Annotated in this window: 13 protein-coding genes; 10 read left to right on the top strand and 3 right to left on the bottom strand. The window is 62.9% G+C overall.

Going from position 1 to position 14913, the window contains the following annotated elements:
* Nucleotides 1–46: 46 nt before the first annotated feature.
* Together HNR05_RS17045 and HNR05_RS17050 are read left to right on the top strand one after the other, a co-directional pair.
* Nucleotides 47–832, top strand: coding sequence for a glucosamine-6-phosphate deaminase (locus HNR05_RS17045; RefSeq protein ID WP_179580275.1), 786 nt, complete (start codon nt 47–49; stop codon nt 830–832).
* Nucleotides 833–1038: 206 nt separating this feature from the next.
* Nucleotides 1039–2331, top strand: coding sequence for an MFS transporter (locus HNR05_RS17050; RefSeq protein ID WP_179580276.1), 1293 nt, complete (start codon nt 1039–1041; stop codon nt 2329–2331).
* 22 nt (nt 2332–2353) lie between these two features.
* Here the strand turns inward: HNR05_RS17050 and HNR05_RS17055 are convergent, their stop codons facing one another.
* A complete protein-coding gene (locus tag HNR05_RS17055) occupies nt 2354–5059 on the bottom strand; it encodes an FAD-binding and (Fe-S)-binding domain-containing protein (RefSeq protein WP_179581143.1) in 2706 nt (901 codons plus the stop codon).
* A 390-nt stretch (nt 5060–5449) separates the two neighbouring features.
* On the opposite strand from HNR05_RS17055, the gene HNR05_RS17060 reads away from it, so the two are divergent.
* Genes HNR05_RS17060 through HNR05_RS17095 form a run of 8 tightly spaced genes read left to right on the top strand, consistent with a single transcriptional unit; the run spans nt 5450 to nt 13606 of the window.
* Nucleotides 5450–6595: a sugar ABC transporter substrate-binding protein gene (locus tag HNR05_RS17060; RefSeq protein WP_179580278.1), complete on the top strand. Its 1146-nt coding sequence runs from the start codon at nt 5450–5452 to the stop codon at nt 6593–6595.
* A gap of 44 nt (nt 6596–6639) precedes the next feature.
* The gene (locus HNR05_RS17065) at nt 6640–8127 is read left to right on the top strand and encodes a sugar ABC transporter ATP-binding protein (protein WP_179580280.1); all 1488 of its coding nucleotides are present in this window, start codon (nt 6640–6642) and stop codon (nt 8125–8127) included.
* A complete protein-coding gene (locus HNR05_RS17070; RefSeq protein ID WP_179580282.1) occupies nt 8124–9194 on the top strand; it encodes an ABC transporter permease in 1071 nt (356 codons plus the stop codon). The genes HNR05_RS17065 and HNR05_RS17070 overlap by 4 nt, the downstream gene beginning before the upstream one ends.
* Nucleotides 9191–10054 (top strand): SMP-30/gluconolactonase/LRE family protein, encoded by an 864-nt coding sequence (locus HNR05_RS17075; RefSeq protein WP_179580284.1) that lies wholly within the window; start codon nt 9191–9193, stop codon nt 10052–10054. The genes HNR05_RS17070 and HNR05_RS17075 overlap by 4 nt, the downstream gene beginning before the upstream one ends.
* Nucleotides 10041–10766, top strand: a complete 726-nt coding sequence (locus HNR05_RS17080; RefSeq protein WP_179580286.1) for a FadR/GntR family transcriptional regulator — start codon at nt 10041–10043, stop codon at nt 10764–10766. Before HNR05_RS17075 ends, HNR05_RS17080 begins: the two co-directional genes overlap by 14 nt.
* Entirely contained in the window at nt 10759–11796 is a 1038-nt protein-coding gene (locus HNR05_RS17085; protein WP_179580288.1) for a DUF4432 family protein, read from the top strand. The genes HNR05_RS17080 and HNR05_RS17085 overlap by 8 nt, the downstream gene beginning before the upstream one ends.
* The gene (locus HNR05_RS17090) at nt 11793–12569 is read left to right on the top strand and encodes an SDR family NAD(P)-dependent oxidoreductase (RefSeq protein ID WP_179580290.1); all 777 of its coding nucleotides are present in this window, start codon (nt 11793–11795) and stop codon (nt 12567–12569) included. Before HNR05_RS17085 ends, HNR05_RS17090 begins: the two co-directional genes overlap by 4 nt.
* Complete coding sequence (locus HNR05_RS17095; RefSeq protein WP_179580292.1) at nt 12566–13606, top strand: Ldh family oxidoreductase; 1041 nt, start codon at nt 12566–12568, stop codon at nt 13604–13606. Before HNR05_RS17090 ends, HNR05_RS17095 begins: the two co-directional genes overlap by 4 nt.
* On the opposite strand, the gene HNR05_RS17100 is transcribed toward HNR05_RS17095, so the two are convergent.
* Nucleotides 13607–13963, bottom strand: a complete 357-nt coding sequence (locus HNR05_RS17100; protein ID WP_179580294.1) for a DUF2568 domain-containing protein — start codon at nt 13961–13963, stop codon at nt 13607–13609.
* Nucleotides 13964–14032: 69 nt separating this feature from the next.
* The gene (purU, locus tag HNR05_RS17105; RefSeq protein WP_179580295.1) at nt 14033–14905 is read right to left on the bottom strand and encodes a formyltetrahydrofolate deformylase; all 873 of its coding nucleotides are present in this window, start codon (nt 14903–14905) and stop codon (nt 14033–14035) included.
* Nucleotides 14906–14913 lie beyond the last annotated feature (8 nt).

Consider the following 14913-nt stretch of genomic DNA (forward strand, 5'->3'; position numbering starts at 1 on the left):
AAGATTCAATCAGCGGTGATCGGTTCCGCAGGACTTGGAGAAGCCAATGGCTGAGGTTGTAGTTGTCGAGAATGAGGCCGCCGCAGGTCGGCTCGTTGCAGAGTCGATTCGGGCTCTGATCGAACGCACTCCGGATGCGGTGCTGGGTCTCGCCACCGGTTCGACGCCGATTCCTGTCTACCAGGCCCTAGCGGCCTCGTTCGCCGAGAAGCCGCTTGACGTCAGCCGGGTGCGCGGCTTTGCCCTCGACGAGTACGTCGGTCTGCCCGCCGGACATGCCGAGAGCTACCGCGCTGTCATCACCCGCGAGGTTGTCGAACCCTTGGGGCTGACGCCCGAGAACGTTCACGTTCCCAACGGCGATCTTGAGACCATCGAGACGGCGGGTCTGGAATATGAGATTGCCATTCTTGAAGCCGGAGGAGTCGACGTACAGATTCTCGGCATCGGACGCACGGGCCACCTCGGCTTCAACGAACCGGGTTCCTCGTTCGGTTCGCTGACCCGCGTGAAGACCCTGACCGAGAAGACCCGGGAAGACAACGCCCGCTTCTTCGACTCGCCCGATGACGTTCCGATGCACTGCATCACGCAGGGCCTCGGCACAATTGCGCGAGCCCGTCACCTGGTTTTGCTCGCGTTCGGCGAGGGGAAGGCCGAGGCCATCGCGGCTGCCGTCGAAGGCCCGATGACAGCCAGCCAGCCCGGTTCGGCGATTCAGTTGCATCCGCATGTCACGGTCATCGTTGACGCCGCTGCCGCGAGCAAGCTGAAGAACCTCGACTACTACACGCATGCCTGGGCGCACAAGCCGACCTGGCAGGGCATCTAGCCCGCTCTGTCAGAAGTCGCTCTGTCCGGAGTCGCTGCCCGTCCGGACTCTGTCGGTCTGGACTGTGTCGGTCTGGACTCTGTCGGTCAACCCGCGGTGCCAACCCGCGAGTGAGCAGTTGTTGTTGGCTCAGCTTCGCTGAGGCAACAACAACTGCTCACTCGCGTGGGGAATGTGCTGTTGGTCGGAGCGTTTAGCCTAGGGTGATGAACATTTTTCGCCGCACCGGCACCGCAACACGCCGACCCGGCGAGAACAAGGGGTCGACGGGGTTGTCGAATGGTCTGTCGACCAACGCACGGGAGCGCTTGCCCCGCGATGTCTACGTGCTGGGCATCATCTCGTTCTTCGTGATGGTCGGATTCGGCGTCGTCGTGCCGGTGCTGCCGGTCTTCGTGCGCAGCTTCAACGTGGGCTATCTCGAAGTCGGTGCGGTTCTCTCGGCGTTCGCTCTCATGCGCCTTGTCGCCAGTCCGTTCTGTGGGCGCATGATCGACTGGGCTGGCGAGCGTTTGGTGTTGGCCGCTGGCATCGGCATTGTCGCCGTGTCGAGCGGACTGGTCGGGCTGGCCGCCAACTACCCGCAGCTTCTGATTCTGCGCGGAGTCGGCGGAATCGGGTCGGCCATGTTCACAGTCTCGGCAATGACATTGCTGCTCGGTTCGACCTCGCCGACGTTGCGTGCCCGTGCAATCGGCTTCTACCAGGGCGGCTTCCTGCTCGGTGGAATGGCCGGGCCGGCCATCGGTGGGCTGCTGGCCACGATCTCGTTGACCGCTCCCTTCTTCTTCTACGCCGGCACGCTGGCTGTGGCGGGCGTGATCGGCCTGGCGATGCTGCGCCGTCCGCAACGCGGAGGCGCAACGCTGCCGCACGCCGCGACGCCCGCCATTCCGTTCCAGCAGGTGCTCACCGACCCGCGGTACAGAGCCGCCTGCCTGGCGAACTTCGCGCAGGGTTGGACCTCGTTCGGCGTGCGCAATGCGCTCATCCCGATACTGATCGTCGAAGTGCTGAACGGCCGGACCGCATGGACCGGCATCGCCTTCGCGGTCGCTGCTGTTGCTCAAACCCTGGCGCTGGCGCCGGCCGCCCGGTTCATCGACACTGTCGGACGTAAGCAGGCGATCATCGGCTCCTATGCCGTGGCTGCCATCATCATCGTCGCGGTTCCCTTCGCACCCGATATCTACATCTTGACCGGATTGCTCTGCGTCTATGGCGTTGCATCCGCATTCATGGGCACGGCGCCGGCCGCAGCGGTGGGCGATGCCGCCGGTTCGCGCAGCGGGCGCCCCGTCGCGGTCTTCTCCATGTTTTCCGACGTCGGAGCGATTGTGGGCCCGCTCGCGGCAGGCGTACTGCTCGACGTGGCGTCGTTCCCCGCGGCCTTCGCGCTCGGTGCGGTGTTCTTCGTCGCGACCTCGCTCTATGCACTACGGATGCCCGGTGGTGTTCCCCGCGCAGCGCTGAGCCCCACGGCCGCTCCGGCGGACTAGACGAGTCGGGGAGCCTGCAGCGCTACGGGCGAGTGGCCTGCTCGACGAGCTCGAGCACGTGGCTGTACTCCTGACCTGTGGCGCGACTCATCCCGAGTTCGCAGGTGCGGTTTGCCGAGGCATATGCCGCGTAGCTGCGTTCGGTGACCTCGGCGGCCTCCCGGGCCGTTGCCGACGCGGTCAACTCCGGATGCAGCAACCCGCGGTCGCCCGCGAAGGCGCAGCAACTCCATTCCACTGGTACATGCACGTCGGGGCTGATTCGCTTCGCAATCGACGTCATCGTGTCGTTGATACCGAGCTGAGTTGACGAGCAGGTGTGGTGCAGGGCCAGTGAGGCGATCGGCGCGGTCACCGTGAGACGGTCGATCACGTACTCGCCGACGAATTCCACAGCATCGACGAACCGCAGTGCCGCGAAGTCGCCACCTGCCGCCCGCGCATTCGCCTGCATCGTCTCGAGTCCTTCGGTGCAGGATGCCGCATCGCAGACGATGGGCAGCTCTCCGCCGCGGCTGACCGTCAGGAGCGCGGGGAGCACCGCCTCGGTCATGCGATCGTAGCCGCGCGTATTGCCCTTGGACTTCCAGGGAGTGCCGCAGCAGAACGAGTCGATGCCGTCGGGAACCATCACGCTCACCCCGGCGCGATCACACAGCGTCAAAAAGGCGTCGGCCACTCCAGCGCCATCCGCAGCTGGACCGAACATCGTCCCGATGCAGGCGGTGAAGTAGACGGCGACCGGGTCTGTCGCGGCCCGCGGGCGGCGTTTCGCCCCGCCGCCCGGTAGCGCGCCGTCATAGAGCGGAACGGTGTCGGCGCCGAGTAGGGCGCGACCGACTTTCGTCACCGCAGTGACGAGAGGGGCCGGCATCGTGTCTGCGACGGTCAGTGCGAGACCGCCGAGCTGCGTCATGGTGCCCCAACTCGTGGCCGCACCCAGCCAAGCCGTCTGCTCGAGTGCTGACGTGTTTTCGGCGCGCAGCCGACGCACCAGGTCGCCCGTGTTGATGTTCACCGGGCAGGCGACCTGGCACATCCCGTCGACGGCACAGGTGTTGATGCCGTCGTACTCGTAATCGCGACGCAACTCGGCGAGGAGCTTCGTATCACCCGCGGTCTCGGCGGTCTTCATCTCGCGCCGAATGACGATACGTTGCCGAGGTGTCATCGTGATGTCTTTCGAGGGACAGACCGGTTCGCAGTAGCCGCATTCGACACAGCGGTCGACCTCTTCTTCGACGGTCGGCGCGAGTTTGAGATTGGCCAGGTAGGAGTCCGGCTCATCGGAGAGTACTACGCCGGGATTCAGCAGACCTTTCGGGTCGAAGAGCGCCTTGATTTCTTTCATCACCGCGTACAGCTCGTCGCCGTACTGGCGGCGCACGAACGGAGCCATGATGCGACCGGTGCCATGCTCTGCCTTGAGCGAGCCACCCTGCCCGAGCACGAGGTCGACCATCTCGGCGGTGAACCGCTCATAGCGGGCCAGCGAGGCTGACTCATCGAAATGCTCGTTGAGCATGAAATGGATGTTGCCATCCTTCGCATGCCCGAAAATCACGCTTTCCTCATAGTTATGTGCGTCGAAGAGTGAGATCAGGCTCTCGCAGGTGTCAAGTAGCCGGGGGACGGGAACGACAACGTCTTCCAGCAGCGCGGTGGTTCCCGACGGGCGTGCCCCGGCGACGGTCGTGTAAAGGCCCTTGCGGATGTGCCAAAGGTTGGCCCGTTCGCTGGAGTTGCTGGTGAGGCTGAGCGGGGTGACGAGATCGAGTGCCGTGAGCGTCGCGTCGCCTGCCGCACGTTGCCGGGCGAGGTCGTCTGCGTTCTCGGCGAGATACTCGAGCAGCAGCGCGGCGTGCCCGTCGATCGCCAGGGCGGCGAGCTCGGGAGTGCTGTCCGGCTGAGTCTGTGCGACGCGCAGCGATGTGGCATCCATCAGCTCGATGGTGCCGAGCCCCGCAGCCACGAGCGCCGGCAGCGCTGCGGTGGCCGCATTGAGGCTCGGGAAAAGCGCGAGACCGGTCGCAACCTGGGCGAGCAGCGGGACCGTGCGAAACGTGACCTCGGCTACGAAGCCGAGGGTGCCCTCGCTGCCGATCATCAGGTGCGTCACAATGTCGAGGGGGCGTTCGAAGTCAAGGAACGAATTCACGCCGTAGCCCATGGTGTTCTTCATCGAGAACTGCCGTTGAATCGACGCGACGGATGCCGGATTGCACCGCACCCGGTCTCGCAGTCGGGCCAGGCCCGCGTACAGGGCGGGCTCGAGCTGGCGCAGGCGCTCGTCGGCATCCGTCTCGCCGGTGTCGATGATGGTGCCGCTCGGCAGCACGACCACCATCGATTCGACGGTCTGGTAGCTGTTCTGCGCGGTGCCGCAGGCCATGCCACTCGAGTTGTTGGCGACGACGCCACCGATGGTGCAGGCAATCTCGCTCGCCGGGTCCGGGCCGAGCTTGCGGCCGAACCGAGCGAGTCGCGCGTTGACCTGGCGCACGGTCATGCCGGGCTGTACGCGCACGCGGGCACCGGCATCCAGAACCTCGAGGGAGCGGAAATGGTGACGAGTGTCGACAAGGATGCCTTCGGTCACCGCCTGTCCGCTCAGGCTGGTGCCGCCGGAACGGAAGGTGAGGGGGATGCCGCGCGTATGGCTCTGTCGATACAACTCGGCGATCTCGGCGATGGTGCTAGGTGTCGCAACGGCCTGCGGGACCAACAGATAGTGCGACGCGTCGTGAGCGTGGGCGAGACGGTCGATCGACCGCTCACTGAAGTGAGGCGAGGGGGCGGTCGAGTGGTTGATTGTGATCAGTCTCTCTCTGCGCTCGGTCGGAAATTTGATTATGGCCTCGTCGGTTCAGGCCTGACAACCGACGGACGGGGTCGCACCTCCGCTCGTGTTCCCCTCCGGGCCCAGCAATCAGGGGTGACCGTGGCCGAAAGTTCACGGAGTGCTTGACGGTCAGCCTAGTGGTCAGATAGGTTGCTCGTGGTAGGACCACCGGGCCACCGGTCCACAGGTCTAAACGCCCCAGCGTCGGGGAACACCTCCGATGCGACGAATTGGAGGATCATGTTCTGCACTTCACAGCGATCGCGAACACGGCGGATGGGACTCGCAGCCTCGACGACCGCAGCCTGTTCAATCTTCTTGCTCGCCGGCTGCTCGACTCCGTCGGCCCAACCGGCGGCGGAAACCGGCACCATCACTGATGTCACAGCTGCCAGCGTTTTCAGCCCGGATGTCTGCACGCCGAAGGACCCGGCAGCCGTCGCCGACATTCCCACGACGGTGGCTGGCTTCACGGGTTACGAATCGGAGCCGGGCGACTGGCTGACCCTTCCTGAGACGTCTGCCCTCACGGGAAAGCGCGTTGCAGTGTCTGTGATGGGTCTCGGGCAGCCATTCTTTCTGGCCGTGTCAGAACATTGGAAGGCCCTGGGCGAGAAGTACAAGTTCGAGGTCAAGATCTACGACGGAAAGTTCGATTCCGGTACGGTTCAGCAGCTCGTCGATGACATTGTCGCCGACAAGCCTGATGCGGTCGCGTTCGCCCCGCAGGACAGCGACGCGTCGGTGCCCCAGGTGCAGAAGTTCATCGATGCGGGAATTCCGGTTGTCACCTACAACGTGCAGCCGCGCGTTGTCGCAGCGCCGCGTGTCTTCGCAGACGACTACACCGGCAGCCAAATCGTCGGTTGCAACGCCGGGGCCTACTTCGCAGCCAAGTTCCCTGACCGTGCCGCAAACATCGGAATTGTCGACTTGCCCAAGCTCCCGCAGGTCGAAGACCGAAAGAACGGCTTCCTGACTGGCTTCCTCTCTCAGATCCCGACGGCCAAGGTCGTTCAGGCTGTGGATGGCGGAGGCGTCATCGACAAGGCGAACCCCGCCGCAAGCGACCTGATTCAGGGAAACCCTGACATCAACGTCATCTTCGGAATCAACGATGACTCGTCGCTCGGCACCGTTGCCGCGCTCAAAACGGCCAACAAATACTCCGCAGATTGGGGAGTATTGGCCGCAGTCGACGGCTCACGGCCGGCACTCGAATCGATGAAGGACCCGGCTTCGCCGTACAAGGCAGAGTCCGGCTACCCACCGCGCGACTTCGCGTACGCGGCATTCAACCTTCTCTCTGCGGCAGTGGAAGGAAAGGCAAAGCCGGACACCCAAGTTGTCGTCGGCTACCCGGCGATCAACCCTTCAGATGATGGCATCACCAAATGGCTCACGGAACAGTACCCCAATTAGTCACTGGCTCCTCCCTGGCAGAACGTACCGCTCTGTCAGGGCGGATGCCCGCGGCTTTCGACGTAGTAGGAATTACCAAATCGTTCCCTGGCGTCAAAGCACTGGTTGACGTGAGCGTCAGCGTGCGGCCTGGGGAGATCCACTGTTGGATTGGCGAGAACGGCGCGGGCAAGTCGACACTTATCAAGATCCTGGCGGGAGCTCACGCTCCCGACTCCGGAGAGATTCTTGTCGAGGGCAGGCCCGTCACTATCTCGAAACCCGGGGACGCGATGAACGCCGGTCTGAGCTTCATTCTGCAGGAACTCAGCGTCGTCGACGGGCTCTCCATCGCAGACAACATCATGCTCGGACATGAATTGCGGCGCGGGCCCGAGGTCAGAAAGCATGTGACAAACCAGCGGGCCACCGAGCTACTCGACCAAATTGGGTTCGAAGGACTCGACCCCGCTCGCCTCGTCGGAACGCTTTCCACCGCAGAAAAGCAAGCGGTCATGATTGCACGTGCCTTGAACCTCGAGGCGCGAGTCATCTTTCTTGACGAAACCTCCGCCACCCTCGACAGCGACGAAGTGAAGCGGTTGTTCGATGTCATGCGCATGCTGCGCTCTGTCGGTAAAGCAGTGGTGTTTGTGACCCACCGTCTTCAAGAAGTGATCGATGTGGCAGACCGGGTCACTGTCTTCAAAGACGGCACGATTGTTGGCACTCTGGAAGGCGACGACATCGACAGTGCGATTATGGTGCGGGCGATGGTGGGTCGTGACGTCACCCAAATCTTCCCACCGAAGGACCGTGAGGTCGGCAACATGATCCTTGAGGCGAAGTCTGTGAGCACGCGCGAGGTGCGAAACATTTCGCTCAGTGTCAGATCGGGTGAGGTCCTGGGCATTGCCGGGCTTGTCGGTTCTGGCCGTACCGAAGTGTTGCGTGCTCTCTTCGGCCTCGATAAGGTCACGACCGGCACCATCAGGCTTGACGGTGCCGAACGGGTCTGGCCGAGCTGTCAACAGGCGATCAATAGCGGTATCGCAATGGTTCCCGCTGACCGCCGCAGCGAAGGAATTGTCGCGCTCCGCTCCGTCGAAGAGAACCTCACGCTCACTTGGGCCGGTCGGGCCAGCGGGCGTGGATGGAGAAAGAAGTCAGCGTTGCTGGCGCAACAGTTCGTTGAAGAACTTCGGATCAAGACGCCCTCACTCGCCCAGCACATCGGCCTATTGTCTGGCGGAAACCAGCAGAAAGTCGTTGTGGCACGTTGGCTCGCCATGAAACCCAAGGTTCTTCTGCTCGACGAACCAACCCGGGGCATCGACGTCGGTGCTAAGGCCGAGATGTACCGACTGATCGACGAACTGGCTCGGGCGGGGCTCGCCGTCATCGTCGTCTCGTCCGACTTGCTCGAGGTCATCGGGCTCTCAAATCGCATCCTGGTTATGCGCGAGGGTGAACCCGCCGGGACGCTCAGCAACGAACCTACCGAAGAAGCAATTGTTGCGCTCGCCATGGCGCACGAGAAGGCAGTGATATGAAAGTGAACTCCCGGTGGCTCATGCGCTGGCTCGTGAAGCAGCGACAGAATCCCACAATCGCGACTCTGGCTATTCTGGCGACACTCGTCGTGGTCTTTTCCTTGATGAGCGATAGATTCCTGACCATCGAGAACATTCAGAACGTCACGCGGTCCAGCGCCGCAGTGATCACTGTCGGATGTGCCGTGACACTCGTCATGATCGCGCGCGGTCTCGACCTCTCTGTCGGCAGCACCCTGGCCGCCTGTGGTGTTCTTGCTGCAGCATTGGCCTCGAACGGAGCTAATCTGCTCCTCTCTTATCTGGCGGCGTTGGCGCTCGGAGCTGCAATCGGTGCGCTGAACGGTGTGATCGTCGTTGGGCTCAAGGTAACCCCGATCATCGCCACTTTGGGAACGCTCAACATCGCTCGCGGCCTGGCCTATCTGATCACGCCCAGCGCGATCCTGGTCGGGCTGCCGGCCGCATGGAGCACGATCGGCACCTCCTCACTCTTCGGCTTGCCGTCGCCGGTACTGATCGCCATCGCCGCGGTCATCTTCTTCAGCTGGCTGCTGAACCGCACGGTGTTCGGCCGCCACGTCTATGCAATCGGAGGCAATGAGGAGACGGCACGCCTCGCCGGTGTGCGGGTCGGGCGGGTCCTATTCCTGCTCTATCTGATGGCAGGACTCTCCGCAGGTGTCGGCGCCATCGTGCTGAGCTCGCGACTCGGCACTGGTGACCCGAACATCGGGGTCGGCTTCGAATTCGATGTCATCGTCGCCGTCATCCTCGGTGGTACTAGCCTGGCCGGAGGGTCGGGCCGCATCAGCGGAACTGTGCTGGGTGCTCTCATCGTCGGATTCCTGAGCAACGGGTTGAACCTGGTCGGCGTGGAGCCGTTCTGGCAGTACGTAGCCAAGGGCAGCGCGCTCATCGTCGCCGTCGTGCTCGACAGGTTCGCAAGCCGAAGTAGTGACGTTCGGCCGAAGACGGGCAAAACGCCTCCATCGCCACCGTCACGCCCCACGCCTGACGTCACAGTTGGCGCACTCGATTCCAGCACGGTTGGAGCGACCCGATGATTGATGTCATTGCGGATGATCTCGATCACCCGGAGTGCGTAGCCTATGGACTCGACGGCTTCGTTTACGCCGGTGGAGAGGCAGGTCAAATTTATCGAATCGACGTCGAAACGCGCAGTCCAACGATCGTCGGATCGACCGACGGCTTCATCCTCGGCATCGCGCTCGACCGGGACGGTAACGTCTACGCCTGCGACACCAAGGCCAAGGCCGTATTGCGGATGAGTCCATCCGGTGATGTCGAGACGCTGTGCACCGGTACACCGGAACGGCCGATGCGACTGCCAAACTCTCTGGCATTCGGGGCCACGGGTGAGCTCTACATCTCGGATTCTGGTGTCTGGGGCGAATCTCAGGGCTGCATCTACCGACGTAGCCCTGATGGAGCAGTGGAGGTGTGGTCAGAGGGCGCCGCTTCGTTCACGAACGGAATCGCGCACTCTCCCGATGGTGCATTTCTCTACGTCGTCGAGTCGACACTTCCCGGTGTGACGCGGATCCCGATCCAGTCCAACGGTTCGGCTGGCGAGCCCGAAACTGTCGTGATGATGCCGGGCACGGTTCCAGACGGCATCGCGTTCGACACCGCAGGTCGCCTCTACATCGCGTGCTACCGGCCAGACCGCCTCTACCGGCTCGACCCGACTGGCGAGCTCGTGATCTTCGCCGACGACCCCAAGGGAACCGCGATCTCGGCCCCTACTAATGTCGCGTTCGGTGGAGAATCAATGTCGAGCCTCTTCATTGCAAGCCTGGGTCGGTGGCATGTCTCTCGGATGACAGTCGACGTACCTGGTTTTGCCCTGCACTATCCAGAGCCTCAGTCGAACGCGTCTGGAGTAGTCAATGTCAATGTTTGAACAGGTGCACCACGTGCGTGCGACGGATGCTGTGGTGGCACGCATCGAAAGTCTGATCCTGGATCACAGCCTGAAGCCCGGCGACACCCTGCCGTCGGAACGTGAGCTCGCCGCAATGCTGAATGTGAGTCGCAACGCGCTGCGTGAGGCTCTTGGAATTCTGGGACAAAAGGGACTCGTCGTGGCGCGACCGGGCAAGGGAACTATGGTGGCTGAGCCCTCGCCCGACCCGTTAAAGGCGTCACTACAGCTGCTTCTGCAGTTGCGGCATGTGACCCTGACCGAGCTGGGTGACGTTCGAATTCTGATTGAACCGGAACTTGCCGCGCGCGCCGCAGAACGAGTCGGCGACGGAGCTGCATTGACCCAGTGGCTGGAACGACTCCTCGACGCTCACGACGACCCGGCCGCTCACGTGGCAGCCGACCTGGGCTATCACAGGGAGATCGCCCGGCTGGCCGACCACACAGTCTTTAGCGTGCTGGTTGACGCGGTGCGAGAGCCCATCACTCGAAGCATGATGTTCGGTACAAAGCTGCCGCGTGCAATCGATCATTCCGATGCTCAGCACCGCGCCGTTTACGACGCGATCATGGAGGGGAATGCGGTCGCCGCTCGTCAGGCGATGACCGAGCACATCACCTACGTCAACGAGTACTTGAGGGATGAAACGCCCTCAGTCATTTCATCGGGGGGAGAGGCGCATGTCTAAGAACGACGATGTCTCCTTCACCCTCACAAACGAGTTTCTGAGCATCGAAATCGACCCGAACCAGGGCGCAGACCTCGTCTCGCTCATGCACAGGGAAAGTGGCGAGGAACTGCTCTGGCGAGACCCACGCACGTCGGCGCGATCCGGCACGGCGCCACTTCCGATGTTCGCCGATTCGTTCTACGACACCTATCGCGGTGGCATGCAGGAGCTCTTCCCGAACACTGCGGACTCCTCGGTTGTGATGGGCGTAACGCTTCCCTTTCATGGCGAGGCCTGCCAGTTGGCTTGGTCGGTGAGAAGAGAGCACCGATACGGAAGCGATCGCCTCGTCTGCATGACAGACCTCACACGGTATCCGGTGCGCATGGAGCGAACGATCTCACTCGTTCCGGGGGAGCCGACGTTGCGCATCCGCAGTGAGATCGTCAATCTCTCTGCTCGCGCGTTGCCGTACACCTGGGCGATGCACCCGGCCTTCTCGAGGGCAGTGACGGCAGAGCCATCCGTGCTTTATGCGCCGTTCGCGTGCGCGGTTTCCCACCCAGATAAGTTCTCGGAGAACCAATCATTCGCTCCCGGTGAGGTCGTGGGCGGCGGCTCGGTGGAGGGCGTGAGCACGCTCACGTTGAACGCCAACGATGCGGGAACCACTGATCTGCTCTATGCGCAGCCGGACCAAGGCTGGTACACACTTCGCAACGAATCGTCAGGGCTCACCGTTTCGATGGGCTGGCCCGTCGAGCAGTTCCCCGAATTGTGGATCTGGCAGGAATGTCGGGGTGTCGGAGACTTTCCATGGTGGGGCCAGCATCACATCGTCGCGGTGGAGCCGCATGTTGCCTCTCCCTCACGCGCGCTTGCCGAGCATATTGTCGCAGGCACGGCCCGCGAGCTGGCGCCCCACGGCAGACTCAGCGCAGAGTTCACACTTTCGGCCGAGCTGACATCGCTCGATCAGATCCCGCAGGGCCTGGACACACGAGGTCGTGTCGTTCTGCGCCAGAAAGAGAAGGAGCACACAGCATGAGATTTGATGGAATCACCGCGGTTGTCACGGGAGCTGGCGCAGGAATCGGCCGGGCTACGGCAACGCGCCTCGCCAACGAAGGTGCCAAACTGGCGCTCATTGACATCAACCAGGAGAGCATCGATGAGCTCGCCGCGAGTCTGGGTGAGAGCGGATGCACGGCGAACGCGTACCGAGCGGATGTGTGTTCCTCCGACGCGGCAACCGCAGTGATCGCACAGATCGCCGCCGAGATGGGTACCCCTCAGGTACTCGTAAACAACGCCTCCGTTCTTCGCTTGGCCTCGGCCGCCGAGACGCCGCTCGAGCTGTTCGATGCCGTGATCTCGACCAACCTGCGCAGCGTCTTCACGTTCTCCCAGGCTGTCGCTCGACTGCTGATTGCGGCGAAACTTCCGGGATCGATCGTCAATGTCTCGTCGATTCACGCTGTGATCAGCGAACCGAACGCGAGCGCGTATACCGCGGCCAAGGGCGGCATCGAAGCCATGTCCCGCACGTTCGCATCGGAATGGGCATCCGCCGGTATCCGTGTGAACTGTGTGCGCCCCGGTGCAACGTGGAGTGAAATGACGACCCCGATTTACACCAAAGAAATTCAGAGGGCGATCGCCCAGCGTGTGCCGATGGGGCGTATTGGTGATGCGAGTGAGATCGCCGCGGGGATCTGTTTCTTCGCCTCGCCGGACTCGAGCTACTGCACCGGAACAACTCTCGATATCGATGGCGGATACATTATGGATGGCAGCCTGCCGGGCACGGTGTACGCGTGAGCGCGCGAGACTCCCGCTCCGTCGAGCAGTGGGCGGCAGCGATTTTGAGCAACGCCGGACTGCGTGGCGAAGCGGCACAGATCGTTGCGGCAAATCTGTCATATGCCGAACGGCGCGGGGTGATCAGCCACGGATTCATCCGTCTGGCGACCTACCTGGAGCGTATCAAGGCCGGCGGCATCAACTCGAACCCTGACGTTCATCTGGTCGAGGATTCGGGTGCGATGGCGGTTATGACCGCCGACAACGGGCCGGGCGCTTCGTCAGCCGTCGCCGCGGTCGAGCAGGCGATGGAACGCGCGCGGAAGTACGGAATCGGGTGTGTGCTCGTGCGTGATGCCAACCATTTTGGGGCGACGGGTTTCTACACCGACATGATGGCCGAGGGCGGCTTCGTTGGCATTGCGGCGTGCAACACCGATGCGGTGATGTGCGCACCGTTCGGCGGAATGCCGGTGCTTGGTACGAACCCGCTCTCGATTGCGCTTCCGCTTCCCGCACCGGCTCGGCCACAACTTGACATGGCGACAACCGAGGCGAGTTATGGAAAACTCGTCGTCGCCGCGCAAGAAGGTTCGAGCATCCCTCTGGGCTGGGCCGTTGACGCACAGGGACAATCCACGACGAATCCGCAACAGGGCCTCGAGGGAGCACTGCTGCCAAGCGGCGGGCCCAAGGGCTTCGGACTGGCGTTCATGATCGACGGCATTTTGGCCCTGTCGGGTGCCAAGACCAGTCCATTCGTCTCTGCGCTCTATGGCGACGCCTCGGAGCCGCAGCATCTCGGACATCTGTTCATCGCCCTCAACGTGCCAGGAGAACGGCACCCGGGCGCCTATGCAGAGCAGATCACGTCGCTGGTCGACGCCGTGCACTCGAGCAGTCCGCCGCTGCCGGGATCACCGGCACTTACGCCAGGTGAGCCCGAACTGGAGCGAGAGCTCGGCAATGGAAGCGTCGTCACGCTCAGCGATGAGCAGTTGCGCGTGCTGAACGAAATCGGCTCGAATTACGGCGAACCCTTTCCGGGAGCCTAGCTAGCTGAGTTCCTTGCGCCCGGCGATGATGCCGCTGAGTGTGGCGACAACCGCGAAGACGATCGCGACAATCGGCTGGCCCAGGGCGAACCAGGCGAACACCGCGGAGCCCATGACACAGATTTCGACGAGGGCCTTGCCGAACGGGTCAATTCTGATGACGGCCTTGGGAGAACGGAATAGTGCCCAGAGCAGGAGTGCGAGTGCGGGTGCGCCGATGCCGATCAAGACGCCGGGCCAGGGCAGTGGCCACGTGGCGAAACCCCAGATTCCGAGGCTGACGAAGGTGAAGAGTTCGAGCACGAACCGCAGGATTTCGTTGGGGCTGATCTGGGTCTGGGCAGGTGCGTCGGTCACTCGTCAAGCTTACCGACCCGCCGCCGCGTCGCGCACCGGGCAGCGCTGTGGCGCACCGCGGGGCAGAAACTACTTGAAGATGATGGTGCGCACACCGTCCTGCAGCACTCGATTCTCAGCGAACCACTTCACGGCCTGGCTGAGGGTGCGGCTCTCTTCGTCCTGTCCGATCGCGACGAGTTCGTTCGCGCTGCGGGAATGGTCAACGCGCACGACGTTCTGCTCGATGATCGGGCCTTCGTCGAGGTCGCTCGTGACGAAGTGCGCGGTTGCGCCAATGAGCTTCACCCCGCGGGCATGCGCCTGGCGGTAGGGGTTTGCACCCTTGAAACCGGGCAGGAATGAGTGGTGGATGTTGATGGCCCGGCCTTCGAGGCGAGCGCAGAGTTCGGGGGAGAGGATCTGCATGTAGCGCGCCAGCACGACCAGCTCGATGTCGTGTTCGTCGACGGCCTCGATCACGCGAGATTCGAAGGCGGTCTTGCTCGCGGCATCCGTGATGGGCAGGGATTCGAACGGAACGCTGTAGAAGCCCACCAGGTCGCGCAGGGTGCCGTGGTTACTGAGAACGAGGGGGATGTCAACGGCGAGCTGCCCGGCGCGCTGACGGAAGAGCAGATCGTTGACGCAGTGCCCGGCAGTCGAGGCGAGCACCAGAGTGCGCAGCGGCCGTCCGACGATATCGATGGTGGAATGCATGTCGTAGCGCGCGATCACGGGGGCCAAGGCGGCTTGCAGCGTGGCGCGATCGGTGGGTGATTCCACCTGCAGACGAATGAAGAATCGGCCGGTATCGGCGCTCGAGAACTGCTGACTCTCGGTGATATTTCCGTGCGCCGAGACGATCGCTCCGCTGACGGCGTGCACGATTCCGGGCTGGTCGGCGCAGACCAGGGTGATCACCCAGTGATTGTGAGCGGATGCCGGCAGAGAACTGTTCATCTCACTAG

This window comes from Leifsonia psychrotolerans (assembly GCF_013410665.1).
Lineage (GTDB): Bacteria > Actinomycetota > Actinomycetes > Actinomycetales > Microbacteriaceae > Cryobacterium > Cryobacterium psychrotolerans_A.

Coding starts and splice junctions, on each gene's coding strand:
- HNR05_RS17045 (WP_179580275.1), top strand. CDS start 47: ATGGCTGAGGTTGTAGTTGTCGAGAATGAGGCCGCCGCAGGTCGGCTC.
- HNR05_RS17050 (WP_179580276.1), top strand. CDS start 1,039: ATGAACATTTTTCGCCGCACCGGCACCGCAACACGCCGACCCGGCGAG.
- HNR05_RS17060 (WP_179580278.1), top strand. CDS start 5,450: ATGGGACTCGCAGCCTCGACGACCGCAGCCTGTTCAATCTTCTTGCTC.
- HNR05_RS17065 (WP_179580280.1), top strand. CDS start 6,640: ATGCCCGCGGCTTTCGACGTAGTAGGAATTACCAAATCGTTCCCTGGC.
- HNR05_RS17070 (WP_179580282.1), top strand. CDS start 8,124: ATGAAAGTGAACTCCCGGTGGCTCATGCGCTGGCTCGTGAAGCAGCGA.
- HNR05_RS17075 (WP_179580284.1), top strand. CDS start 9,191: ATGATTGATGTCATTGCGGATGATCTCGATCACCCGGAGTGCGTAGCC.
- HNR05_RS17080 (WP_179580286.1), top strand. CDS start 10,041: ATGTCAATGTTTGAACAGGTGCACCACGTGCGTGCGACGGATGCTGTG.
- HNR05_RS17085 (WP_179580288.1), top strand. CDS start 10,759: ATGTCTAAGAACGACGATGTCTCCTTCACCCTCACAAACGAGTTTCTG.
- HNR05_RS17090 (WP_179580290.1), top strand. CDS start 11,793: ATGAGATTTGATGGAATCACCGCGGTTGTCACGGGAGCTGGCGCAGGA.
- purU (WP_179580295.1), bottom strand. CDS start 14,905: ATGAACAGTTCTCTGCCGGCATCCGCTCACAATCACTGGGTGATCACC.